Source organism: Duganella flavida (assembly GCF_009857445.1).
Classification (GTDB): Bacteria; Pseudomonadota; Gammaproteobacteria; order Burkholderiales; family Burkholderiaceae_D; genus Rugamonas; species Rugamonas flavida.
Genome location: NZ_WWCN01000001.1, coordinates 331844 through 357304, shown reverse-complemented (window position 1 = coordinate 357304; position 25461 = coordinate 331844). Strand labels below are relative to the sequence as shown.

20 protein-coding genes are annotated in these 25461 nt (G+C 60.3%); 11 read left to right on the top strand and 9 right to left on the bottom strand.

The genetic code is table 11. The features are described from left to right. Positions 1 to 33: 33 nt before the first annotated feature. The 6 genes from GTP46_RS01565 to GTP46_RS01540 all read right to left on the bottom strand — a co-directional run bounded on the left by GTP46_RS01565 (position 34) and on the right by GTP46_RS01540 (position 9991). Positions 34 to 1269, bottom strand: a complete 1236-nt coding sequence (locus GTP46_RS01565; protein WP_161004866.1) for an ABC transporter permease — start codon at positions 1267 to 1269, stop codon at positions 34 to 36. Positions 1270 to 1281: 12 nt separating this feature from the next. After that, on the bottom strand, positions 1282 to 2598 hold the full coding sequence (locus tag GTP46_RS01560) for an ABC transporter permease (protein WP_161004865.1): 1317 nt from the start codon (positions 2596 to 2598) through the stop codon (positions 1282 to 1284). A 15-nt stretch (positions 2599 to 2613) separates the two neighbouring features. Beyond that, positions 2614 to 3312 (bottom strand): ABC transporter ATP-binding protein, encoded by a 699-nt coding sequence (locus GTP46_RS01555; RefSeq protein ID WP_161004864.1) that lies wholly within the window; start codon positions 3310 to 3312, stop codon positions 2614 to 2616. A gap of 23 nt (positions 3313 to 3335) precedes the next feature. After that, positions 3336 to 4604: an efflux RND transporter periplasmic adaptor subunit gene (locus GTP46_RS01550; RefSeq protein ID WP_161004863.1), complete on the bottom strand. Its 1269-nt coding sequence runs from the start codon at positions 4602 to 4604 to the stop codon at positions 3336 to 3338. Positions 4605 to 4742: 138 nt separating this feature from the next. Beyond that, positions 4743 to 9521 carry a chemotaxis protein CheB gene (locus tag GTP46_RS01545; protein WP_161004862.1) on the bottom strand — a complete coding sequence of 1593 codons (4779 nt, stop codon included), beginning with the start codon at positions 9519 to 9521 and terminating at the stop codon, positions 4743 to 4745. A 74-nt stretch (positions 9522 to 9595) separates the two neighbouring features. Further along, positions 9596 to 9991, bottom strand: coding sequence for a response regulator (locus GTP46_RS01540; protein ID WP_161004861.1), 396 nt, complete (start codon positions 9989 to 9991; stop codon positions 9596 to 9598). Positions 9992 to 10162: 171 nt separating this feature from the next. On the opposite strand from GTP46_RS01540, the gene GTP46_RS01535 reads away from it, so the two are divergent. Next, a complete protein-coding gene (locus GTP46_RS01535; protein WP_229258751.1) occupies positions 10163 to 11605 on the top strand; it encodes a MutS-related protein in 1443 nt (480 codons plus the stop codon). On the opposite strand, the gene GTP46_RS01530 is transcribed toward GTP46_RS01535, so the two are convergent. Further along, complete coding sequence (locus GTP46_RS01530; protein WP_161004859.1) at positions 11602 to 12243, bottom strand: TIGR02466 family protein; 642 nt, start codon at positions 12241 to 12243, stop codon at positions 11602 to 11604. The genes GTP46_RS01535 and GTP46_RS01530 overlap by 4 nt on opposite strands. A 112-nt stretch (positions 12244 to 12355) precedes the next feature. Here GTP46_RS01530 and GTP46_RS30270 point away from each other — a divergent pair, with 112 nt between their 5' ends. From GTP46_RS30270 to GTP46_RS01505, 5 genes are all read left to right on the top strand, one after another. Further along, a complete protein-coding gene (locus GTP46_RS30270; RefSeq protein ID WP_161004858.1) occupies positions 12356 to 13954 on the top strand; it encodes a methyl-accepting chemotaxis protein in 1599 nt (532 codons plus the stop codon). 97 nt (positions 13955 to 14051) lie between these two features. Next, positions 14052 to 14579: a GbsR/MarR family transcriptional regulator gene (locus tag GTP46_RS01520; protein ID WP_161004857.1), complete on the top strand. Its 528-nt coding sequence runs from the start codon at positions 14052 to 14054 to the stop codon at positions 14577 to 14579. A gap of 56 nt (positions 14580 to 14635) precedes the next feature. Further along, positions 14636 to 15022: a thiol-disulfide oxidoreductase DCC family protein gene (locus tag GTP46_RS01515; protein ID WP_161004856.1), complete on the top strand. Its 387-nt coding sequence runs from the start codon at positions 14636 to 14638 to the stop codon at positions 15020 to 15022. Between the two features lie 11 nt (positions 15023 to 15033). After that, positions 15034 to 15465, top strand: coding sequence for a cell division protein (locus GTP46_RS01510; RefSeq protein WP_229258750.1), 432 nt, complete (start codon positions 15034 to 15036; stop codon positions 15463 to 15465). Further along, the gene (locus GTP46_RS01505; RefSeq protein WP_371869517.1) at positions 15462 to 16913 is read left to right on the top strand and encodes a TIGR01777 family oxidoreductase; all 1452 of its coding nucleotides are present in this window, start codon (positions 15462 to 15464) and stop codon (positions 16911 to 16913) included. The genes GTP46_RS01510 and GTP46_RS01505 overlap by 4 nt, the downstream gene beginning before the upstream one ends. Before the next feature lie 34 nt (positions 16914 to 16947). On the opposite strand, the gene GTP46_RS01500 is transcribed toward GTP46_RS01505, so the two are convergent. Next, on the bottom strand, positions 16948 to 18885 hold the full coding sequence (locus GTP46_RS01500; protein ID WP_503826654.1) for a phosphoethanolamine transferase: 1938 nt from the start codon (positions 18883 to 18885) through the stop codon (positions 16948 to 16950). Positions 18886 to 19215: 330 nt separating this feature from the next. Between GTP46_RS01500 and rpsL the strand changes: the two genes are divergently transcribed. The 5 genes from rpsL (at position 19216) to rpsJ (ending at position 24090) form a co-directional block, all read left to right on the top strand. Further along, a complete protein-coding gene (gene rpsL / locus GTP46_RS01495) occupies positions 19216 to 19596 on the top strand; it encodes a 30S ribosomal protein S12 (RefSeq protein WP_072789456.1) in 381 nt (126 codons plus the stop codon). Positions 19597 to 19699: 103 nt separating this feature from the next. Beyond that, on the top strand, positions 19700 to 20170 hold the full coding sequence (gene rpsG, locus GTP46_RS01490) for a 30S ribosomal protein S7 (RefSeq protein ID WP_161005000.1): 471 nt from the start codon (positions 19700 to 19702) through the stop codon (positions 20168 to 20170). 114 nt (positions 20171 to 20284) lie between these two features. Continuing rightward, positions 20285 to 22390: an elongation factor G gene (gene fusA, locus GTP46_RS01485; protein ID WP_161004853.1), complete on the top strand. Its 2106-nt coding sequence runs from the start codon at positions 20285 to 20287 to the stop codon at positions 22388 to 22390. Between the two features lie 66 nt (positions 22391 to 22456). Continuing rightward, positions 22457 to 23647 (top strand): elongation factor Tu, encoded by a 1191-nt coding sequence (gene tuf, locus GTP46_RS01480; RefSeq protein ID WP_161004852.1) that lies wholly within the window; start codon positions 22457 to 22459, stop codon positions 23645 to 23647. 125 nt (positions 23648 to 23772) lie between these two features. Beyond that, positions 23773 to 24090, top strand: a complete 318-nt coding sequence (rpsJ, locus tag GTP46_RS01475; protein ID WP_072786805.1) for a 30S ribosomal protein S10 — start codon at positions 23773 to 23775, stop codon at positions 24088 to 24090. A gap of 86 nt (positions 24091 to 24176) precedes the next feature. Here rpsJ and GTP46_RS01470 read toward each other — a convergent pair whose 3' ends face one another. Further along, positions 24177 to 25448, bottom strand: a complete 1272-nt coding sequence (locus tag GTP46_RS01470; RefSeq protein WP_161004851.1) for an ROK family transcriptional regulator — start codon at positions 25446 to 25448, stop codon at positions 24177 to 24179. Between the last annotated feature and the right edge of the window lie 13 nt (positions 25449 to 25461).

The following is a 25461-nucleotide window of genomic DNA, read 5'->3' as shown; positions in this document are numbered from 1 at the left end:
AAGCATAACATCATGAAGGCCCATGTCTATTGACTACGCACTGCGTGTGGCGGTGGCTGGCGAAATGCTGGCAGCGCGCCACGCCGGACCGTACACCGCAATCACGCCCAGCGCCCAGAAGATACCGGCGCCGCCCAGCAGGTAGCCGGCCGGCAGGCGCGGCATCTCCAGCTGGCTGACCAGCAGCTGGTTCAGGCCCAGTGCCAACAGCAGTCCGGTCACCACGCCGGCGCTGGTGATCATGAAGTTCTCGGTGATGAAGTAGCGCAGGATGTCGACGCGGCGCGCGCCCAGTGCGCGGCGTACGCCGATTTGCTTGCGGCGCTGCGTCACCCACAGGCTGGCCATGCCGACGATGCCGCTGGCGGTGATCAACAGCAGCAGCACGCTGACCGTCACCAGCATCCATGCCAGCGCATTATCGGCGCGATAGCGTTTGGTGCGGTATTCGTTCATGCTTTTGCTGCGTACCACCACCGGCGACGAGGAGGCGCTGCGGACCGCTTCTGCGGCTTCTTTCATTACGCGGTCCAACTGCCCCGGTTCTGCGCGTGCCGTGTAGTTTATTACTTCGTTGCCGGTCAGGCGGGCTGGCGTCACGATCGAGTATTCGCCGGTATCGTCGATTTGCGCGCCTGGAGTTTGCAGCCGGTTCACCACACCCACTACCTGCACGCTGCGCGCCTTGTCGCCGATGCCGAAGTAGACCGTCTTGCCGACGTAGCTGCTCTGGCCGGGCCACATTTTCTCCGCCAGTACGCGGCTGACGATGGCCACTTTGGGAAATTCCTGGCTGGTAAGGGTGTCGATTTCCGGCGCTTCATTCGGATAGAAATCACGGCCTTCCACCAGTTGCAGGCCCCACGTCTTGACCAGCGAATCAGCGCTAAAATAGCTGGTCGATTGCACCGTGGTGCGGGTCTGCTTGCGATCGACCGCCAGGCCAGTATAGTTACCGGAGCGTGACAGCGGCATCTGGCTGGTCTCTGACACCGATAACACGCCCGGTACGGCGCGCAGCGCGGCGGTATCGCGGCGTTGCGTGGCCAGTTGCTCTTCGTGGCCGCCTTGTTTCAGGTGGCGTACCGATAGCACGAAGATATCTTCTTCGCGTTCCAGCCCGGTCGGCCGGGCCGATACAGCTTGCCGCACCTGCACGATGTGCAGCGCGTTGGCCAGGATGGCGAGGCTGAGGGCGACCTGCACGGCCACCAGTATCGGGCCGGTTTTACTGCGCAGCAGCGCAGACAGGATAGGACGAATTTCCATAATGGCGCTCGCTTATTGGGATTTGAGTTGCAGGGCCGGCGTCACCTGGCAGGCACGCCAGGTCGGCAGCAGGCCAGCCAGGATCGCCGACAGCACGGCCAGTCCGAAGGTGGTGAGCAGCATGATCCAGTCCATGTGCGCCACCAGTGTCAGCGCCTTGGACTGCATGGCGATCAATGCCAGTGCTCCGAAAGCCAGCAGCAGGCCAAGCACGCCGCCGACCAAACCGACCACGGTGGTCTCGATCAGGAACTGGGTAAAGATCTCGCGGCGCGATGCGCCCAGCGCGCGGCGGATGCCGACTTCCGCCGCGCGCACCGAGAACTTCGCCAGCAGCAGGCCGATGGTGTTCACCAGGCACAGGGCCAAGAAGCCGAAGGCTAGCCATGCAGACAGCTTGTTATCGTTGCCGACCACCTTCATGTAGTCCAGCCATTCGCGCACGTTATACAGTTTGTTCGGCGCGGCACGTTTCAGGCGCCCCAGCTTGCGCTGTTCGATTGCGTAGGAGTCGAGGAAGCTTTGCAGCTCGGCGCGGTCAGAGGCGCTACGGGTTTCGATCCATGCCTGGATCCAGGTGCACTCGGAGTCGAGGAAAGCCTGGAAGCCGGGAGCGATGTCGTCGTAGCAGCTGGTGCTGCCGTTGCGCTGCATCTCATGGCGGATGGCGCTAGAGAAGGGAATGAACATTTCGTCTTCTTCGCTAAATGCGCCGTCGTTGCTGCCGATAATGCGGTGGTAGCGCGGCACCACGCTCCACTTATCCAGCACGCCGACAACCTGGAACTGGATGCCGCCGGCGGTGATGCGCTGGCCGACCGGATCGGTATCGCCGTACAGTTTTTCAGCCAGCTCGCGGCTTAACACAATCACGTCGGCGCCACTCTTGTCGTCAGCCGGGCTCCAGCCCTGGCCATAACGGAACGGTGCTTCGAACATGTTGAAGAAATCGCCCGCGGTGGCCAGGCCAGCGGCATTGAAGGCGCCGATGTCCTTGCGCGCCGGCTCAAATGCCAGCGAAATGCCGAAGATGGCGGTGCGGCGCTCGCCGGCTTTGCTGTTCAAGATATTGGTGGCATCGCGGTAGCTCATCTGGCGGTCGTCGATATCGTCGCCGGGCTTGTAGTTTTCGGGCTGGCCGTTGTCGATCAGCGGCACGAACAAACGGTCGCTCTTGTGCGGAATCGGGTCGCCCGACATCACGTGCAGGATGGTCAGCGTAGCGACGCTGGCTGCCACGCCAATGGCCAGCGTCAGCACCATCAGCGCCGTCAGTGCCGGGTTGCGGCGCAAGCTGCGCACGCCCAGCAGGAAGTAGTATTGGAACATGCTGCGCTCCTTGGCTTAGGCGACGTTGGACAGCGACGGCGACTTGCGCACCAGGTCAGACACCTGGCCGTCGATGATGTGGACATTGCGCTGGGTGCGCACCGCCAGTTCGGGATCGTGGGTCACCATCAGGATGGTGGTGCCCTGGGCGTTGATCTCTTCCAGCAGCTCCATCACGCCGCGCGCCATTTGCGTGTCGAGGTTACCGGTTGGTTCGTCGGCCAGCAGCAGTTTGGGCGAACCAGCCAGCGCGCGCGCAATCGCCACGCGCTGTTGCTGGCCGCCCGACAGTTCGGCAGGATAGTGCTTCATGCGCGAAGCCAGGCCGACTTTCGCCAATGCGTCTTCGATGCGCTCCTTGCGTTCGGCGGCGTTGAAGCCGCGATAGCGCAGCGGCACGTCGACGTTATCGAACAGCGACAGGTCGGGAATCAGGTTGAAACCCTGGAAGATGAAGCCCAGCTTCTCGTTGCGCAGGCGCGAACGGGCATTGTCGTCCATGCCTTTGACGTTGATGCCGTCCAGGATGTACTCGCCGTCGGTGAATTCTTCCAGCAGACCGGCGATGTTGAGGAAACTGGTTTTGCCGGAGCCCGAAGGACCGGTGACGGTGACGAATTCACCTTGCTTGACGTCGATCTCGAAACCGCGCAGCGCGTGCGTTTCGATCATGTGGGTACGATAGACTTTGCTCAGGTTTTTCATGCGCAGCATGGAGGGCCTCTTGATAAAGTTATTTATTGGTTGATCGAGACGCGTTCGGCGTTCTCAAAGGTTTCAGTACCGGCTACAACAATCTTGTCGCCTTGTTTCAGGCCGCCGAGGATTTCCACGGCGGAGACGCTGGTGGCGCCCAGCTTGATCGGAGTGCGGATGGCGATGCCGTCGCGGACCACGTAGGCATAACGGCCGCCTTCCGATTCCACGAACGGGCCGCGCTGCACCATCAGGGTGTTCGGTTTTTCGTCGATCAGCAGGCGCGCGGTGAGGCGCTGGTTCTGGCGCAGGCCGGCCGGCTGTGCGCCGTTAAAGCGCACGCGCGCCAGCACCTGGTTCTTCACCACTTCCGGCGACAGCGCGGACAGCTTGCCGGTGGTGGTGCCGGTGCCGTAGTTGACTTCCGCATTCATGCCAAGGCCGATGTCGGCGACGTAGGTCTCAGGGACTTCCAGCTCCACCTCAAGGCGCGACAAATCGACCAGCGTCATCAGCGGCGTGTTGGCCGGGACCACGCTGCGGTCAGCCACGGACAGGGTGCCGATGAAGCCATCGACCGGCGCGCGCACCGTCAGTTCATCGACGCGGCGCTGGGCGTTGGACAGCGTGCTGCGCTGCTGGTCCAGCTGCTTGATCTTGGATTCCAGCTCCAGCGCCACGTTGTCGTTTTCCAGCGCGGAGGCTTCGGTGGCGTGCTTGGCGCGGATCACGGCGGAATTGACCGCGTCCTTGGCGCGCTGGTATTCGATCTTGGCGACCGCCCCTTCGTTGGCAACGGCGTCGTAGCGTTCCAGCGTGCGCTGGGCCGAGACGCGGTCGATTTCGGCGGTGTCGGCGTCGCGCTGGGCCAGCAGTTTTTGTTTGCGCGCGAGGATGCGCTGGCGGGCGACGTCGGCTTCGGTCTGGGCGTAGGCGGCTTGTTCGCGTTTCAGCGCGTCGGACAGGTCGGGCGATTCCAGCACGGCGAGGACGTCGCCTTTCTTGACGGTGTCGCCGGCGTGGACTTTCAGCGTGACGGTGGCCAGCGACGGTGCATACAGCGTCGGACTGACGGCAGCCACCACGCGGCCATTGACGGCGGCGTCGCGGATCAAGGTGCCGCGTCCGACTTCGGCGATGCGCAGGCGTGAGGCGTTGACGGAGTGGTCGCTGCCGCGCCAGGTATGGATCACCGACCAGCCGGCGGCCAGCAGCACCACGGCAGCGGCAGCGATGACGATGCGGCGCTTGGTGAACTGCCCCTTGGGGGCGGCAATGACGGCGTCTTGAGAAGAGGTGTCGCGTATCATGGATTGCTCGTTGGTGAGTAGACGAGCAAGCTTATGCAGAAAGCGTGCCACACGCTAAGTGCTTGATTTGTATGGGATGTTCGCCCCTGTCCGCTGTCCGTCCAGCGTCCGCCCTGTCCGCGCTGTCCGGCGCGGACGTCAGTGTAGCGGCAGCATCACCGTGAAAACGGCGCCTTTGCCAGGGCCATCGCTGGCCGCCTGAACGGTTCCTCCGTGCGCCGCGATATTGGCTTTGACGATAGACAGGCCGAGGCCCAGGCCGCCGAATTTGCGCGTCACCGATGAGCTGCCCTGCTCGAACGGCTCGAACAAGCGCTGTTCCACGCCGGGCTCGAAGCCAACGCCGTTATCACGCAAGGTGATCACGGCGCGGTGGTCGCTAAACTCGACCGCAACGCCGATCGTGCCACCCACGGGCGTGAATTTCGACGCGTTTTTCAGCAGGTTCCAGAACACCTGCTGCAGCAGTTTGGCGTCGCCGCGCATGCCGTCTTCACCATCTGCCATGCGGAGCTCCAGCTGTTGCTGCTTCGCGTCGAGGTCGGGCTTGGAAATGTCCACCGCACTTGCCACCACTGCCCGCACCGAAACAGGGGCTTGCTCAGCGACCAGTTTGCCGGTGGCGATGCGGGTCACGTCGAGCAAGTCGTCAATCAGCTGCGCCTCCAGCCGGCCGTTACGATGAATCACATCCACTGAGTGCCGCGCCGCCGGTGTCAGCGAGGGGTCGCGCTGAAGCTGATAGATGGACAGCATCAAGGGGGTGAGCGGCGTCCGTAACTCATGCGACAACGCTGCCAGGAAATGGTCTTTTGCCTTGCCTGCTACCTCGGCTTCGTCGCGTGCCTGCTCAGTTTCCGCTAATGCCTGCTTCAACTCTTGCCGGCTTTGTTCAAGGGCGTTCTTGGCATGCAAGACTGCAGTCTGGTCACGAAAAATCTTGAGCAGCCCGATCACCGAGCCACTGGCATCGCGCATCGCATGCATCATGCCCGAGCCCCAGAAGATGCTGCCATCCTGACGTATATGCCAGCGTTCATCCGTCGCCTGTCCGTGCGCCAACGCTTGCATAGCTTCGTTCTCCGGTGCACCGGCAGCGCGGTCTTCTGCAGTGAAAATCAAGTCGGCGCAGTGGCCAAGGATCTGTTCCGCTTTGTAGCCCAGGATGTTTTCCGCACCGGCGTTCCAATTGGTGATGCGGCGGTCTTTATCCATCGCGATAATCGCGTACTCGCGCGCGTTGGCGACGATCAGTTGCAGACTCTCCCGGCTTTGGCGCAAGGCTTCCTCGCTTTGCTTGGCGTCGTTGACGTCGGCCAGCACGCCACTCATCTTGACCGGTTTGCCATCGCTATCGGCTTCGACCACCCGGCCGTAGCCGCGCATCCAGCAAACGCTGCCATCACTGGAGCGCAGACGGAATTCCAGCTGGAAAACGTCACCGGAACGGAGTGCGCGTTGTAATTCACTTTGCACGTGCTCGCGGTCGTCGGGATAAATATTCTCGAAAAACGCCTGCAACGACAGCGGTTCCTGCTGTGGCGCCAAGCCCAGAATCGTGAAATAGCGTTCATTCAAAACAAATTCGTCGGCGTCTACCAGCCATTCCCAGGTGGCGAAATCGGAGGCCTCGACGGCCAGCCGGAAGCGGGCGTCGGCGCGCCGCAGCGCAGTCTCGGCGCGCGTGCGCTCTTCGACTTCCTGATAGCGCGACACAATGATGGCAGCAACGCGCGCGATGCTCATGGCGAATTCCAGGTCTTTCGGGCTGGCCTCACGCGGCGCATCGAAATACATGGCGAAGGTGCCGATGACCTTGTGCTCAGTCTCAATCGGGAACGACCAGCAGGCGCGATAGCCGTGCTTCTCCGCCAGCCAGCGCCAGGGCGCCCAGCGCGGTTCCTGCAGTACATCGGCCGTGATGACTGGCCGCTTGCTGGTCACGGCCAGGCCGCAGGCCAGCGAGTCCTCGCCGACCGGGAAGCCGTCCACGCATTCGGCATACGCCGCCGACATGCCGGCCACGTGGGTCAAGCCGGTACCTGCCGCATCGACCAGGTAAAAAGCACTTTGGATGTCGGACTGTTGCGAAGCGGCTGCGATGTGTACCAGTGGCGCCAGCGCGGAGGACAGCGGCACGTCGCGCAGTGCCGCCTGCAGCGCTTCGTTCTGGCCCTGCAGCCACGCCTGATTGGCGCGCAGTGCAATTTCTGCCTTGCGTCGTTCGCTGATATCGATGAAGGTCAGCACCACGCCGGCAATATGATCGTCGACCGTGCGATAGGGCAGCACGCGCGACAGGAACCAGCGGCCGTTTTCATGCAGCTCGCGTTCGACCGGCATCAGGCTGCTCAGCACTTGTTCGGCGTCGGCGCCGAGTTCGGGATAATCCAGTTGCCGGTGCAGGTGCGCAATCGGTCGGCCGATGTCGCTTGGAATCAGGTTGAACAGCGGCGCTGCCGGCGGCGTGTAGCGCTTTACCTGCAATTCGCGATCGAGGAAGATCGTTGCGATCTGCGTCGCGCTCATCAGGTTATGCAGGTCGGAGTTGGCGCGCGCCAGTTCTTCCACCCGCGTTTTCAGTTCGGAATTGACGGTGGTGAGTTCTTCATTGACGCTTTGCAGCTCTTCGCGCGAGGTTTCGAGCTCTTCCGCAGCACTGCGCAGCTCCTCGTTCATGGCCTGCAGTTCTTCGTTGCCGGCCTTTAGCTCCTCGGTGGAGGCCTCATACTGTTCCACGGTGGCGCGCAGCGCGGCGTTGGTGCGGTTCAGTTCCCGCTCCAGATGCAGCACGGCGGCAGAGTCCATCGGGTCGCCATGACTGATCAGTTCATCGCCCGGCAATTCGGAGTCGCTTTCGGTAAAGATCACCAGCAGGGCGCCCTGTGCCAGATCACCGGCCGGCGACGCCTGGATATTTACAATCCGCTCGCCATTGGGTAGCTCCACCCGCCGCCGTGGCATCTCGACAGTCTGTTGCGACTCGACGGCCCGCAGCAAGACACTGCGCAGCTCGACACGCAGTCGCGGCTGGACCAGCCGCAGCAGGTTGCGCGAGGGCTCGCCTTCCGGCATCTTGAGATAGCGGTTGGCGTTTTCAGACAGGTGCAGGATATCGTATTCGGCGTTGACGATGATCGAGGCCGGGCCATAGCGGCCAAGCAGCTTGAAATGCAGTTCATTGACCGGCATGTCGCGCTGGTCGAAACCCGACCATGGCAGCGATGGCGCCAGTGCATGCGGTATGACGGGCCGATCTGGCGGCGTCATGACGGCCAGTTTCAGGCGCTCGTGCTGCTCGATCACGCGGTGCAGCGCGGCTTCACCGGCGCCGCTTGGCAAGGTCATGCTGACGCGGCGCGCCGGCCGGTGCTGATACAGGCGGTACTTTTTGTGCACCGGAACGAACAGAGTGTTGCGTTCCTCCACCGATTCCGAGGTGCCGAGAAACAGCAGCGCACCTGGCTTCAAGGCGAAATGGAACAGATCGAGCGCGCGGGCCTGGGCATCGCGGTTCAAATAGATCATCAAGTTGCGGCAGGAAACCAGATCCATGCGGGAAAACGGCGCATCGCGCAGCAGATCGTGCGTGGTAAACAGCACCATCTCGCGCAACTCGCGCCGTACCCGCCAACCGTTCGGCTCTTTGATGAAGAAGCGGCGCAGCCGTTCTTCCGAGACGTCGGCAGCAATCGTATCCGGATACAGGCCAGCGCGCGCCACCTGGATCGCTTCTTCGCCCAGGTCGCAGCCAAACACTTGCAGCATCGGTGGCGCAGTCATCTCGCGCGCATGCTCCAGCAGCAGCATCGCCAGCGAATACGCTTCCTCGCCGGTAGCGCAGGCGGCGCACCAGACCCGCACCGCGTCGCCGGGCGCCTTGCCGCGGAACAGATGCGGTATATGTTCCTGCAATTGCTCAAACGCGCTGCGGTCACGGAAGAAGTTGGTGACCGAGATCAGCATATCGTTGACCAGTGCAGCGGCCTCACCGGGATGCGTGCGTAAATGGTCGAGGTAAGCAGTGAGTTCCGGCACGCCTGTCACCAGCATCCGGCGCGAAATGCGCCGCACGATGGTGGCCCGCTTGTAATAGGTAAAATCGCTGCCGGTGCGGGTGCGTACGTAGTTCAGCACTTCATTCAGCAGCACCGCCGAGTTGTCGCCCAGCTGATCAAGTTCGGCCGGCTCCTGCTCTGCCTCCGGCGGCAGCCGCAAGCGGTCTTCGTTCTCATAGTAGGAGACAATCCGCTGCGCCATATGGGACACGGGCAACACCCAGTCGACCATGCCAGTGCCGATCGCCATCGTGGGCATGCTGGGATACTCGGCTTCCTGCGGGTCTTGCACGATCGTCAGTCCACCACGCTCCTTGATGCGTTTGAGGCCTATCGCGCCGTCGCCATCGGCGCCACTCAATACCACCGCCGTGGCATGGGCGCCATGCGAATCAGCCAGTGAGCGGAAGAACAGATCGACTGCCACCCGCTTGCCGGGTTCATGCTGCAGTTCCTGTAGCCGGATGTGACCGTCGTCGGCCAGCACATAACTCCCCTGTGGAATGACGTACACGTGATCGGCTTCGAATTTCATCCCGCTCTGCGCGGACCGGACCGGCATGGCGGTATGCCGTTGCAACAGCTCAGGCATCGTGCTTTCGTGGGTCGGATCCAGATGGAGCACGACGACGTAAGCGAGGCCGCCGTTGCTTGGCGCGGTATCAAAGAATTTGCGCAGCGCGGCAATGCTGCCGGCCGATCCACCCAGGCCCACTACCGGCAGCATGCCATAGCCCCTGCTGGGCACGGCATCGTCCATGCTGTCGGCGGATTCGGTTTCAAGAAAGTCCGGCGCCAGCTCGGGCAAGCCACTGGTATCGTCATGTGGCTCTTGGGGGGAAACGTCGGGACCGCTCATTGAAATATCCTAAAAATGCATTGGGCGTGCAAAATCTTTGCAGCAAGGCTTTATAGTTGAGGGATGGGCTGTGGTCAATGCTTGTTCAGCGGTATTGTTTCAAGCAGGTGCGCGAGCCGGTCAAAATCGAAGGGCTTGACAAGGTGGTGTCTGAAGCCGGCCGCCATGCTTGCAGCACGGTCGGCGGCAGAACCAAAGCCACTCATGGCGATCGCATACGGCGCCTCGCCACGGTCCCGCAGCTGACGCATCAGGTCTAGCCCTGACCCATCAGGCAATCCCAGGTCCGTTAGCAACACATCATTCGCACTCAAGCTGAATTCGTCCAGCGCGGCCTGGACGGATCCTACGGCATGGACTTGGTGACCATCACCTTCTAGAATTATTGCTACTACTTCCCGCGTATCCTGATTGTCCTCGACCAGAAAAATTCTGAGTTTTCTATGCCGGGCATCCTCCGCTGCTTCCATTTGCATCCCCCTTGGTATCAGCAAAACTTTCCAGTCATTAATAAATTGCTACTGTTGTAGGGGATTATGCGCCTTCGTGGACCGGAAGGTAGCAAGCTTTGTCGCGAGTGTTGTTATTCCAGTCTTCGGGGCGGACTTGAAAAAATGGCAATCGTCGCAACTTGGCTGTCCATGAATGATTATCCTTTTGTGCCGAGCGATGTCGCCCTCTATCGTCGCATGGTGTCCAGCGCGGACTGCGTGATGGATGAACAGACCTGGAACGATTTACTGCTGCCTGCCTACAGCGCTGAACTGGCGCGCGAGACCAGCATCTTCGGCCAGCAGGAACTACACCGGCGTTTGTATGCGGCGTCGGCCGGCGAGGTGTCCGCCTCCGCCGGCCGCGTGCGCGGCTTGATGGTGGACGATGCGGAGCGCCAGCAACTGCAAGGCGCCGCCGCAGACCTGCGCCGCGCCGACTGCGACATCAGCGGGACCCTGTTCGGTCCTGCGCTGCCATCATCGCCGCGCTGGCTGCCGGTGCTGGGCTGGTTGCCGATCGCCTTCCTGCTGTCCGCTGGCGCCGCGCTGGGCATGGGCTGGCTGCCCTTGTGGATGGTGGCGCTGGCTTTGTGGCTGGTGCTGATCGCGATACAGGTCCGCTATCACGAGCGCGTGCAGGAGTGGGGACGTATCCTCGACAGCACGCAACTGATGCTGCGCGCGCACTCGCTGCTGCCGTGGGACGACGCGGCGCAAGCGGGCAAACTCAATCGCCGCCTGAGCCGCTCGCTGATGGCCGGCATGCCGGGCGTGAGCGAATACAGCGACTGGCTGTTCCTGCAAAACGTCCGCCACTACTTCCGCAGCCGCGACGTGATGCGCGAAAACATCGGCTTCCTGCGCGCCAGCTTTGAGCGCGTGGCGACGCTGGATGCGGACCTTGCGCTGGCGCGCCACCTGTCGCGTACCGCGCATTGCTGGGCGGAGCAGGGTGATGTGGTGGAGATGGCGCAGGTAGTGCATCCGCTGCTGGCCGACGCGTCGTCGCTGGACTTCGGCATGGCGCAGCAGGGTATCTTTATCTCTGGGCAGAACGGCGTCGGCAAAAGCACCTTGCTGCGCACCGTTGGCCTGAATCTGGTGACCGCGCGCGCCTTTGGCTTTTGCTACGCAGCGCGCGCGGTGACGCCGCTGCTGCCGGTCTATTCCAGCATGCAAAATGAAGACGCGCTGGGCGCAGGCGAAAGTTTTTACATGGCCGAACTGCGGCGCGGCCAGGAGCTGCTGGCATTGTCGGCGCAGCGCCCGGCCATCTTCATCATCGACGAAATTTTCCGCGGCACGAACTACCTGGAATCGGTATCGGCAGCAGCAGCGGTGCTGCACACGCTGGCCGTGCAGGGACGCGTTGTCGTGGCGTCGCACCACCTGGTACTGGCATCACTGCTATCCGACTGCCTGCAACCGTGGTGCGTGCGCCGCGAGGACGGCCGCCTGCAACTACAAACCGGCGTCCTGCAAGCCACCAACGGCATCGCCATGCTCACAGAACGCGGCTTCGATCCTGCGATCATCGAAAAGGCCGGCCATATTCACGCTCGTTTGATGGCGCATGCGGCGCAGGTTTAAACGCCCGGCGTGCCGAAATTGAAGGCGACGGACACGCGCGGGCGGGTGCCGTGGAAGGGATCAACGGCATGCAGCAGCCATGAGGGGAAGATCACCAGCAGGCCTGATTGCGGCGTCACCTTTTCCGTGTAGCCGGCGGTGATGCAGCCTTCGATGCGGAAGCGCAGCAGCGGGTCGTGCATCGCCGGCAGCAGGCCGCGCGGATCGTGCAGGAATAGTTCGCCGCCGTTGTCGCCGCCGGCGTCGCCATCATCCACGTAGTAGACGGCGGACCAGAACGCGCCCGCATGGCCGTGCGCGACGTTGCTGGCGCCCGGCGGGTTGACGTTGACCCACGCGTTCATGCGCAGCGCCACCGTCGATTCCACTAGCCCGCCCGGCGTGTAGATCGCGGTGGCGGAATTCACCACCTCGGTCACGGCTTTGCACAGGCGCTGGGCCGCCGGCAATTCCAGCGTATGGAAGTTATCGCTCGACTGCCAGCCGCCAAGGTTGGTCAGCTGTCGCCCGATTTCTGCGCCGGCTTTCGGCAGGAAGTATTCCAGTAGTTCGCGGTTGATGTTTTCTGCGTCATCCAGAGTGGTGAGCAGGAGCGGTGTGCTGAACAACTTGTGCACGGTGAGTTCGGATGTGGCCATGTGATGATTATTCGCGTCGCACGGCAGCAGCGTCAATCGCTCTCAGGTAAAACAATGTAAAGAGCGTATAATTTCCTGTTGGTAACTATACTTAAAGTAACAGGAGATTAGCGTGAAGAATGTCACAGTGAAAAGCAGCCTGCTGGGCGTATTGGTATTGTTTGCGTTGATGCTGCTGGTCGGCGCCGGTTTGGGGATCTTCTCCTTGCAAAAGTCGAACCGCTCGATCGCAGAAGTACATCAGATTTCAACGCAGGTCATCGCGATTAACGATGCCTACAAAGACACCACCCGTACCCGCTCGGCGCTGACCCGTGGCTACGCTGCGCTGAAAGAGAGCGACAACAAGGTTGAACGCGACTCCGCGCTCGCCAACGCTAAAAAATCCTACCAGCGCACGCTGGATTTCCTCGATAAATTTGAAAAGACGCCTGACTATCCGGGCCAGGATGCGCAGTTGAAGAAGGATCTGGTGGAAGCGGGCCGTAAGCTGTCTGTGGTGCTGGATCGCGCCTCCGCCGCGCTGGCCAAGGACGACACGGCCGCCTACTCCGCCATCAATGCCGGCGAGCTGACGCCGACCGGCGCGGCGTTTTCGCAGCTGCTGGAAAAATTCCAGAAGCTGGGCGATGAACAGATCAACGAACTGGCCAGCAAGCGCGCCAGCGAATACTCGGTGGTCATGTGGCTGGTGGCCTTTGGCCTGTTGATTGCGCTGGCCGTGGTGTTCGGCGCGCACCTGCTGTTGCGCTCCACCGTGCTGCTACCGCTGGAAGGCGCGGTCGCGCAGCTCGACCGCGTGGCCAGCGGCGACCTCACCGCGAACATTCAGGCTTCGGGCGACAACGAAATCCAGCTGCTGTTGAAGGCTATCCAGCGCATGCAGCGCGATTTGCTGTCGACCGTGTCACGCGTGCGCAGCGGCGCGGATGTGATCAGCACCGGCTCGCAGGAACTGGCCGCCGGGAATATGGAGCTGTCCTCGCGCACCGAAACGCAAGCTAGCTCGCTGGAAGAAACCGCGGCCTCGATCGAAGAACTGACCAGCACCGTCAAGCAGAATTCGGAAAACGCCCAGCATGCGCGCAAGCTGGTGGAAGGCGCGTCGGCGACGGCAGTGCAGGGCGGTACGGTGATGCAGCAAGTGGTCAGCACCATGAACGATATCAACGATGCGTCGCGCAAGATTGTCGACATCACCGGTGTGATTGACGGCATCGCCTTCCAGACCAATATCCTGGCGTTGAACGCGGCGGTGGAAGCGGCGCGTGCCGGTGAGCAGGGCCGTGGCTTTGCGGTGGTGGCGACTGAGGTGCGCAATCTGGCGCAACGCTCGGCGGCGGCAGCCAAGGAGATCAAGGTGCTGATTGATGATTCGGTACAGAAGATCCAGCTCGGTACCAATCTGGTTGAGCAGGCCGGCACCACCATGACCACGCTGGTGGGCGATGTGCATCAGGTGACGCAGATCGTCGGCGAGATCGCTGTCGCCAGCCGCGAGCAGAGTGAGGGCATCGATCAGGTCAATCAGGCTGTGGCGCAGATGGATCAGGTCACGCAGCAGAATGCCGCGCTGGTGGAGGAGGCGGCTGCTGCCACGCAATCGCTGCAGGACCAGGCCAGCGAGTTGCAGCAGACCGTCAGTGTGTTCAAGATCGGCGATGCAGGTGGCCATGGCTCAACCGTCAAGCAACGGTTGGCGCTGCGTTAAAGATGCCTTACTGAAGCAGGTAGGGCGGATCAATCATGATTGACTTCGCCCAAAACCCGGCCTATTATTTCTGTGTTGACAGAAATTAGAGGAAACCATGAACCTGACGCCGACGATTCAAAAGTACATCCTGCACTGGGGTGAGATGGGCGCGCGCTGGGGGGTTAATCGCACGGTGGCGCAAATTCATGCGCTGCTGTTTTTGGCGAATCAGCCGCTGCACGCAGAAGAAATCGCCGAGACGCTGAATGTTGCGCGTTCGAACGTCAGCAATAGTTTGAAAGAACTGCAAAGCTGGGGACTGGTACGCATCACGCATGTGAGCGGCGACCGCCGCGATTACTTCCTCGCCTTGCAGGATGTGTGGGAAATCTTCCGCGTCATCGTCGAGGAGCGAAAGAAGCGCGAGATCGATCCAACCCTGACCGTGCTGCGCGCCTGCGCCGTGGAGGCGGAAAACGATCCCCAGTTGGAACCGGCTACCAAGGTCAAAATGGATCAAGTACTGGACTTCCTCGAAATGCTCACCGCCACCTTCGACGATTACAAGCATTTGCCGCCGGCGACCATGCAGCGTTTCTTGAAAATGGGCGGGAAGGTGGCGCGATTGCTCGGCAGCGATTAAAAAAATTTGGCCAATAATTTCTGTTTTGACAGAAATTAAAGACGGAGGCACTTAATATGAACAAGCCTGCACTGATGCTGTACTACGACGGAAACTGCGGCATTTGCCGCGCGCAGATGTCGCGTCTGCGCGTGCGGGACCGTGCTGGCTGTCTGGCTTTCAGTGACATCGCCGCACCTGACTTCTCTCTGCAGGAGGTGGGTGTGAGCATGGAAGCGCTGGGTAAGGAGATTCATGCACGTACTGCCGATGGCCGTCTGTTAGTAGGCATCGATAGCCTGGTTGCCATTTACACGGCGCTGGGGTACGGCTGGTGGCTAGCTCCGCTGAGATGGCGCATGCTGCGGCCGCTGTTTGCGGCAATGTACCGCGCCCTCGCGCGCAATCGTTATCGTCTCTCAGCGTGTGCCGATGGTGTTTGCAACATGGTGGGCAAATCATGAGAACGAGAACAATGCTGGTGCGTTGGATATACGGCGTGGTCGCGGGGCACCTGATGGTGGGAGTGCTGCTGCCGCTGTGCGCGGATATGGCGATCACGGATGCTTACCGGCGCAGCATTGAAGGCTTCTTCTTTGGCGGCGAGGTGCCACAGGCCGGCCGGGCGCTGCATAGCTGGTGGATATCGCTGTTTGGCCCGACCGTACAAGCGGCAGCGATCTGGATGGCGGGCCTGGCCGTGATTGGCGACAAACAGAGAAACGCCTTCGCTTGGCTGATGCTCATTCTCGGCCTGATCGTATGGGCCCCGCAGGACATGCTAATTTCTGCCCGTGCGCATTGCTGGATCAATCTATGGATCGACCTGGCCGCCTTGGCTACCATGCTGCCGCCATTATTGTGGCTATGCAAGCTGGATTGGGAGATTAAAAAGGTTACATCGTGAATACCCACTTACTGGCTTTACAGCTGATGGCCTTGCAGGGCTGCCTCGGCGCTTTCGATACGCTGTATCACCATGAATTGACCGAGGCGCTGCCGGGACGATCCACGGCGCGACGCGAACTGTCCATTCATGCGTTGCGGGCGCTGATTTACAGCGCTTTGTTTATCGGCCTGTCGGCGTGGTCTTTTCAGGGCTGGTGGGCGCTGGCATTGCTGCTGATCTTTACGATAGAAATTGTCCTGACCTTGTGGGATTTTGTCGTAGAAGACCGCACCCGCTTATTGCCCGCCACGGAACGCGTTACCCACACCGTGTTGGCTATGAACGGCGGCGCCTTCATTGCACTGCTAGCGATCGGCACGCCCGAGTTGTTCGCCTTGCCGACCGCCCTTGTGTGGCAGCCTCATGGCGGCTTGAGTGTCTTCCTCGCCCTGGCCGGTGTTGGCGTCGGCCTGTCGGGCTTGCGCGATGCCTGGGCTGCGCGCGCCATCGGTCGTATGCAGGAGCGTGACGCAGCCGGCGCGCCGGTGCGCTTTGCCGACACGGAACGCAGCTTCCTCATCACGGGCGGCACCGGCTTTATCGGACAACGGCTGATACGTGCTTTGCTGCGCGATGGGCAGCGCGTTACGGTACTGACCCGGCAGGTGAAGCAGGCGGCGTGGCTGTTTGATGGCCGTGTCGAGTGCGTTGCCAGCATGGCGCTGTTGCCGTCATCGCGCCGGTTTGATGTAGTGATCAATCTGGCCGGTGCACGTATCTTGGGCTGGCGCTGGAGTGCCGCGCGGCGTGCGGTGTTACGACAAAGCCGCATAGGATTAACCAGCAAGCTGGTGGATTGGATCGCGGCTGCGGAGCATAAGCCGGCCATGCTGTTGTCGGCGTCAGCAATCGGCTACTACGGCATACAGCAGCGCGGCGACGACACGGAATTGAGCGAACAAGCTGGTCCGCAAGCGATGTTCATGTCCGATCTTTGCCGCGAATGGGAGGAGGCCGCGTACGCTGCCGAGGCGCATGGCGTCCGCGTTGCCTGCATGCGTTTTGGGCTGGTGCTCGGCACTCAGGGGGCGCTGCCGATGATGCTGTTGCCGATTAAGCTGGGTCTTGGCGGCCCGCTGGGCGGAGGTAAGCAATGGCTGTCGTGGATGCATGTCGATGACCTGATTGGCGGCATTGCTCATTTGTGCCGAACCCAGGGCGATGGCAACTATAACTTCACTGCGCCGGAAACGCTCTCGCAGGCGGAGTTCAGCCGGGTGGCGGCATCGGTGTTGCGCCGCCCTTTCGGTATGCCGACGCCGGGCTGGCCTATGCGGCTGGTGCTGGGGGAGCAAGCGGATCTGCTGCTAGAGGGGCAACGGGTGGCGCCCGCCAAGCTACTGAGCCGTGGATTCACGTTCGCCTATCCGAAGCTGGATGGCGCGCTACGCAACTTGCTAAGCTAGCTTTTACGCGGTGGTGTCCCGATGCGGATGCCCATTACTTTTCCTGCTTGAGTGGTTTGCCTTTGTCCATCACTTCACGGCAGTCGCCTTTGAAATTGGCGTTGTCGTAGTTGGACCAGCCATAGCTGTCGACGTAGCGCTTGTGCTGCTTGAACTGCTTGCTGAGGAAGCTCCACTCCAGCTTTTCATCGTCGTACTGGATGTCGCCCAGATCGAGCAGGGTGTGGAATATATTCTCGGTGGCCAGCCGCGCCTTGCGGTGACGCTGCAGCTGCTTCACTTTTTCCGGATAGCGTTCCTTGTATTCGTCCGAATACCAGACCATGGCTGGCACGTGGAATTCAAATTGCGTGTTGTGGCCGTGGAAGGCGAGGTTGCAGGTGCCGTCGTACAAAGTCTGGCCGTGGTCGGCCACGTAGACCATGGAGGTCAGCTGCTGCGTGTCCTTCAACTGGCCGATCACCTGCGACAGGAACCAGTCGGTGTACAGGATCGAATTGTCGTAGCTGTTGTTCAGCTGCGGTTTGATTTTCAGATCGGTGTAGACCGGCTTATCGATGCCGAACAGCGACGGCTGCCATTTGTCGAATTCCTTCGGATAGCGCTGGCTATAGTTCCAGTGGTTGCCCAGCGTGTGCAGCACGATCAGCTTTTTCGGCGCCGGGTCGGCAATCGCGTGCTGCAGCGGCTCCAGCAAAATCTGGTCGAAGTTGGAGTTGTTGGTGAAGCCGCCCAGGTTCATGAACTGGATCACGTTGGCTTCTTTGGCAAACACCGACACCGGGGTGTCGAACTGGCCGAACGAGATCTGGTTTGACAGCCAGAAGGTCTTGAAGCCAGCTTCCTTGTACGCGGTGATGAAGGATTTTTCGTAGAAGCCGTCCTTCAGGCTTTGCATGGATGGCTTGCGCGAGATGATCACCGGCACCGACAGGCGCGTGGCCGAAACCGAGGTAATCACATCGGGCAGCGTTATCAGGTTGGCTTCCTGCTTGAGCAGCGGCGTGGTGTCGCGCGTGTAGCCATTGACGCCCCAGCGGTCGTAGCGCGACGATTCGCCGATCACCATGATGACGATTTCCGGCGTGTCGTTTCTTGCCGGCTGATGCGCGCCGAAGGTGAAACTGCTGCTGCGCTGGCCCAAATCGGCCAGGTATTCGCGCTCCTTGTAGAAATCGAGGCCGCGCGCGCTCAGGCCAAACGGCCACGAGGCGGCGAAGTCGCTAAAGCCCAGCGGCGAACGCATGCGCCAAGGCAGCGCTGGCCAATGCCAGCCGCTGCGGCCGGCGCCGGCGATGGCTGCGTGCTCGGGATCCCTGTCCTCTACCGCATCTTCTTCCTCCGACGCTTCCTCTTCGCTGGCAGCGGCACTCTCGGCCGAGCCGACGCCAACCAGCCGCAGCGCCGAACTGAACGCAGAGCCGATCGCCGAACCACCGGCGCTGAACGATGCAGCCAGCCCAGGCGCTGGCTTGGCGCTGGCATGCACCGGCGGCGCGGCCGGCTTGGCGCTGACGCCGAATTCCCAGCCATAGGTCCACAGCGCGGCCAGCGCTACTAATATAGCAAGCGTGATCCAGCGCGTTTTGCCGCGCCACGCCAGCGTTGGACTGCGGCGGGCGGCAAGCTGCACCGCGATCCACCAGACGATCACGCCCAGCAGCACGGCGCCCATCAGCCACACTTTGCGGCCGAGGAATTCCAGCGCCTCTTTCGGGCTGGTCTCGGCGATGATGCCGAGGTGGTGAGTCGAGATGCCCTGGCCGTAGTAAATGAATAAATAAAGCTCGGTCGGCAGCGCCAGGAAGGCCGGAATCAGCAGCCAGTGGAACCACGCCGGCCTTCCGATCACGCCCCACACCACCAGCCAGGCCAGCAGTTCCACCACCAGCACATGGGTCAATTCCGGCACCTGCTTGCCCAGCAACAGCGGCACGCAGGGTACCAGCGACAGCAGCAGGTAACTGATCAAAACAAATAGCGGGGCGGGGCGCAACAGGGATCGCATGCGGAGAGACGGGCGGTTGAAGTATTTGCTATTATCAAGTGTTTCTTGACCTTCGGGCTAGTCTTTGCTTCCCCCTTGCAAGCCGCATAGCGCCGTGAAATTGGTTGACTGACCCTCACTTCACGTCTATACTCGCGAGTTCTCAATTTATTCTGCACATCGTATACGTTGAATCTGGCTGCTCCATGAGAGCGGCTGTTTGCGCCTCCGACGGCCCAATAGATCGAGAGAAGGTTTTATGTCCCCGGCACTTTGCCGGGTTGTTAATGTTGTTATTTAGTTGGGTTTAGAACGATGCCAACCATCAATCAACTGATTCGCCAACCACGTACCAAACTGGTCGTGAAAAGCAAATCGCCGGCGCTGGAAAACAGCCCGCAAAAACGTGGCGTGTGCACCCGTGTGTACACCACCACTCCTAAGAAGCCTAACTCGGCACTGCGTAAAGTTGCCAAAGTGCGTCTGACCAACGGTTTCGAGGTAATCTCGTACATCGGCGGTGAAGGCCACAATCTGCAGGAACACAGCGTTGTTCTGCTGCGCGGCGGTCGTGTAAAAGACTTGCCAGGTGTGCGTTACCACATGGTTCGCGGTGCACTGGATACCCAGGGCGTTAAAGACCGTAAACAAGCTCGCTCGAAATACGGTGCTAAACGCGCTAAAGCGAAGAAGTAATCTACATTAATTGAGTTGAACCGGTCGCGAGACCGAGTAAGTGGATGGCTATGATGGCCGCCGCGAGTGCCTCAGGCGCTCAACTGAAGATAAAGGAAATGACATGCCACGTCGTCGTGAAGTACCCAAGCGCGAAATCCTGCCGGATCCAAAATTCGGCAACACTGATGTCGCCAAATTCGTAAACGTTCTGATGTTGTCCGGTAAAAAATCGGTCGCAGAAAACATCATCTACGGTGCTTTCGAGCACATCACCCAAAAATCGGGTAAAGATCCGCTGGAAGTGTTCGCTACCGCGATCAACAACGCCAAGCCGCTGGTTGAGGTTAAATCCCGCCGCGTTGGTGGTGCTAACTACCAAGTGCCAGTGGAAGTTCGCCCAGTGCGTCGTATGGCTCTGTCCATGCGTTGGCTGCGTGAAGCTGCTAACAAGCGCAGCGAAAAATCGATGCCACAACGTCTGGCCGGCGAACTGCTGGAAGCCGCTGAAGGCCGTGGCGGTGCGATGAAGAAGCGTGACGAAGTTCACCGCATGGCTGAAGCGAACAAAGCGTTCTCGCACTTCCGCTTCTAATCAAATCGGCCAGCGCGTGCGCGCGCTGGTTGTTATCTGTTGTTCGAGGCCGGGCTCATTTTTTTCCCAAAAAATGGCGCTCGGTTTTGTCCATTAAAAGATTTAGGAATAATTATGGCCCGCAAGACCCCCATCGAGCGCTACCGCAATATCGGTATTTCCGCTCACATCGATGCAGGTAAGACCACCACCACCGAACGCGTTCTGTTCTACACGGGCGTGAACCACAAAATCGGTGAAGTTCACGATGGCGCCGCCACCATGGACTGGATGGAGCAAGAGCAGGAACGCGGTATTACCATTACCTCGGCTGCGACCACTTGCTTCTGGAAAGGCATGGCGAACAACTTCCCAGAACACCACATCAACATCATCGACACCCCAGGCCACGTTGACTTCACCATTGAAGTTGAACGTTCGATGCGCGTGTTGGACGGTGCTTGCATGGTTTACTGCGCAGTGGGCGGTGTACAGCCACAGTCGGAAACCGTATGGCGTCAGGCTAACAAGTACAAAGTGCCACGTCTGGCCTTCGTCAACAAGATGGACCGTACCGGTGCCAACTTCTTCAAAGTGTACGAGCAAATGCGCGCACGCCTGAAGGCTAACCCAGTCCTGATCCAGATCCCAATCGGCGCCGAAGACAACTTCAAAGGCGTGATCGATCTGGTCAAGATGAAAGCGATCCTGTGGGATGACGCATCGCAAGGCATGAAATTCGACTACGTCGATATCCCTGCTGAGCTGGCTGATTCGGCTGCTGAGTGGCGCGAGAAGATGGTTGAAGCCGCTGCTGAAGCGAACGAAGACCTGATGAACAAGTACCTGGAAGAAGGCGACCTGACCGAAGCCGAGATCAAAAAAGCGCTGCGTGATCGCACCATCGCTTCGGAAATCGTTCCTATGCTGTGCGGTACCGCCTTCAAAAACAAAGGCGTACAGGCCATGCTGGACGCGGTCATCGAGTACCTGCCATCGCCGATCGACATCGCTGACGTTAAAGGCACCGATGAAGACGAAGCCCCGACCACCCGCAAGGCGTCGGACGACGAGAAATTCTCGGCACTGGCATTCAAGATCATGACCGACCCGTTCGTAGGTCAGCTGGCCTTCTTCCGCGTGTACTCGGGTGCCATCAATTCGGGCGACACCGTGTACAACTCGGTGAAAGGTCGTAAAGAGCGTCTGGGCCGTATTCTGCAGATGCACGCTAACCAGCGCGAAGAGATCAAAGAAGTGCGCGCCGGCGACATCGCCGCTGCGGTTGGTCTGAAAGACGTGACCACCGGCGAAACCCTGTGCGATCCAGCGTCGATCATCGTTCTGGAACGCATGGTGTTCCCTGAGCCAGTGATTCAACAGGCGGTAGAACCAAAAACCAAGGCTGACCAGGAAAAAATGGGTCTGGCACTGAACCGTCTGGCGCAGGAAGATCCTTCGTTCCGCGTGAAAACCGACGAAGAGTCGGGTCAGACCATCATCGGTGGTATGGGCGAGCTGCACCTGGAAATTATCGTTGACCGTATGAAGCGCGAATTCGGCGTGGAAGCCACCGTGGGTAAACCACAGGTTGCCTACCGCGAAACCGTGCGCAAATCGGTCTCCGATGTTGAAGGCAAGTTCGTTAAGCAGTCCGGTGGTCGTGGTCAGTATGGTCACGCCGTTGTGACCCTGGAACCACAGGAACAAGGTAAAGGCTTCGAGTTCGTCGACGCAATTAAAGGCGGTGTGATTCCACGTGAATTCATCCCTGCAGTTGAAAAAGGCGTGCGCGAAACCCTGAACACCGGTGTTCTGGCTGGCTACCCAGTGGTTGACGTTAAAGTCACCCTGACCTTCGGTTCGTACCACGATGTTGACTCGAACGAAAATGCGTTCCGCATGGCCGGTTCGATGGCATTCAAAGAAGCTTGCCGTCGCGCTAACCCAGTCATCCTGGAACCAATGATGGCTGTTGAAGTCGAAACGCCGGAAGACTACGCTGGTACCGTGATGGGCGATCTGTCGTCCCGCCGCGGTATGGTGCAGGGCATGGACGAAATCCCAGGCGGCGGCGGCAAGATTATCAAAGCCGAAGTGCCACTGTCGGAAATGTTTGGTTACTCGACCACCCTGCGTTCCGCAACGCAAGGTCGTGCAACCTACACCATGGAGTTCAAGCACTACTCCGAGGCGCCTAAGCACGTTATCGACGCTATCGTTACCGCGAAAGCTAAGTAATTCTGTAATTTTTGCAGCCGGATAGATCATCCGGCTGCACATTTAAAACTTTGAGGATGAATCAAAATGGCAAAAGAAAAGTTCGAGCGGACTAAACCGCACGTCAACGTAGGCACCATCGGTCACGTCGACCACGGCAAAACCACTCTGACCGCAGCAATCGCTACCGTTCTGTCGAAGAAATTCGGCGGCGAAGCTAAAGCTTACGACCAGATCGATGCAGCACCAGAAGAAAAAGCACGCGGCATTACCATCAACACCGCTCACGTTGAGTACGAAACCGCCGCACGTCACTACGCTCACGTAGACTGCCCAGGCCACGCCGACTACATCAAAAACATGATTACCGGTGCAGCGCAGATGGACGGCGCGATCCTGGTGTGCTCCGCAGCTGACGGCCCAATGCCACAGACCCGCGAACACATCCTGCTGGCTCGTCAAGTTGGCGTTCCATACATCGTCGTGTTCCTGAACAAGTGCGATCTGGTGGATGACGAAGAGCTGCTGGAACTGGTTGAAATGGAAGTGCGTGAGTTGCTTTCGAAATACGAGTTCCCAGGCGACGACCTGCCTATCATCAAAGGTTCGGCACGTAAAGCACTGGACGGCGACACCGGTCCTCTGGGCGAGCAAGCCATCATGGCGCTGGCCGATGCACTGGATTCGTACATCCCTACGCCAGAGCGCGCAGTGGACGGCGCCTTCCTGATGCCAGTAGAAGACGTGTTCTCGATCTCGGGTCGCGGCACCGTGGTGACCGGTCGTGTTGAGCGCGGTATCGTGAAAGTTGGCGAAGAGATCGAAATCGTCGGCATCATCGACACCGTCAAAACCACCTGCACCGGCGTGGAAATGTTCCGCAAACTGCTGGACCAAGGTCAAGCAGGCGACAACGTTGGTCTGCTGCTGCGCGGCACCAAGCGTGAAGACGTGCAACGTGGTCAAGTTCTGGCAAAACCAGGCTCGATCAAGCCGCACAACCACTTCACCGGCGAGATCTACGTTCTGTCGAAAGACGAAGGCGGTCGTCACACTCCGTTCTTCAACAACTATCGTCCACAGTTCTACTTCCGTACGACTGACGTGACCGGTTCGATCGAACTGCCAGCGGACAAAGAAATGGTTATGCCAGGCGACAACGTGTCGATCACCGTTAAGCTGATCAACCCGATCGCGATGGAAGAAGGTCTGCGCTTCGCTATCCGCGAAGGTGGCCGTACCGTCGGCGCCGGCGTTGTGGCTAAAATCATCGCTTAATTTTTAAGCGTGATTGAAACAGGGGCGGGATGGTGTGATACCATCTCGCCCTTGTGTTCCAAACTCGTTCTTTTTAAAATTGCTGGCGCTACAAAGTTGCCAGTTCGCTCTTTGAGGGAATTATCATGACCGTTACCAATCAAAAAATCCGTATCCGCCTGAAGGCTTTCGACTACAAGCTGATCGACCAGTCCGCACTGGAAATCGTTGACACCGCTAAGCGCACCGGCGCCGTTGTCAAAGGCCCAGTTCCACTGCCAACCCGCATCCAGCGTTTCGACGTTCTGCGTTCGCCGCACGTGAACAAAACCTCGCGCGACCAGTTCGAGATCCGTACCCACCAGCGCCTGATGGACATCGTCGACCCAACCGACAAAACCGTTGACGCACTGATGAAGCTGGACCTGCCAGCTGGCGTTGATGTCGAAATCAAACTGCAGTAATCGTTTTTAAGTGGGCAGCGCTGTGTAGCGCTACTGCCGACTGAGGAAAGGGCCGGACGTGCAAACGTCCGGCCCTTTTGTTTTGATCAGTTCCAGGCCAGCACAGCGGCCGCCAGTGCCGGCGCCGGCTCGCCCATTTTGCGGGTGCTGTGGCGTGCCGGGCCTTGTTCGGTGAAGGGGCGCATCAGGTAGTGGCGCGCCATGGCAGCGCCGCCGATGGCAATCGCATTATTGCCGAAATGCGGGGTGCGGATGGTGGGCGCCGGCAGACCGGTGGCGCTGGCGCAGTCGTCCAGCACGCCGCGTCCCGGGCCGATGAAGCGCTCGCCCAGCCGCAAGGCCGCGCCGCCGATGACAATGCACATCGGGTCGAACGCCACCCACAGATTATTCAACAGCACGCCGAGATTGCGGCCGGCCGCAGCCACCGCCTGCGCGGCGTTGGCGTCGCCCGTTTCGGCTTCGGTGAACAATTGCTCCAGCTGCTCCGGCGTCGATGGCTGCAGCTTGCCATAGACTTCGTCGAGCAATGCTTGCAGGCCGATCAGCGCGTCGGCGCAGCCGCGCCGTCCGCACGAGCAGGGCGGTCCGCCTTGCTGCAGGATGGTGTGGCCGACCTCGCCCGCAAAGCCGTACAAGCCGGTCAGCAGGCGGCCGTTGACGATGATGCCGGCGCCCACGCCGTAGCCGATACTCAGGTAAATCAGCGGGTCGGTGCCGATCTGGCCGGAAAATTCCAGCTCGGCCAGCGCTGCCACATTCGCTTCATTCTGGATGAACAGCGGCAGCTCGGCCAGCGCGCCGCCGGCAAAGTGGGCGCGCAGCTGGGCCGCTACATCGACATTGCGCCAACCCAGGTGGGGCGCGTAGTGCAGCACACCAGTGGCGTCGTCGACGACGCCATGCAAACCGATGCCCACGCCCAGCACGGTACGGCCATCCAGCACGCTGCAGGTGGCCAGCTCGGCCAGGCCTTGCGCTGCCAGCGCGATGCAACCGGCGCTGTCGGCCGGATCGAGATAGGGCAGTTCCTGCTCGGCCAGCACTTCGCCCAGCAGGTTGGTGGCGACGATGCGCGCCATGCCGATGCCCATGTCGGCGCCCAGCAGGGCCAGCCGTTCACCATCAAGCTGCAGCGGGGTGGCGCGCCGGCCCAGCGCACCAGTGGCGCGCAGCTCGGTTTCGGTCAGCCAGCCTTCGTCCAGCAGCTCGCGCACCAGCAGGCTGACGGTGGACTTGGTCAATCCCACGGTCTCGGCCAGCGCCGCGCGCGACAAGCCTGGCTCGCTGCACAACTGGCGCACCAGTGCCATGCGATTGATTTGCTTGAGTAACTGCTGGTCGCCAGCGACGATCATGGTCGTGTTTCCA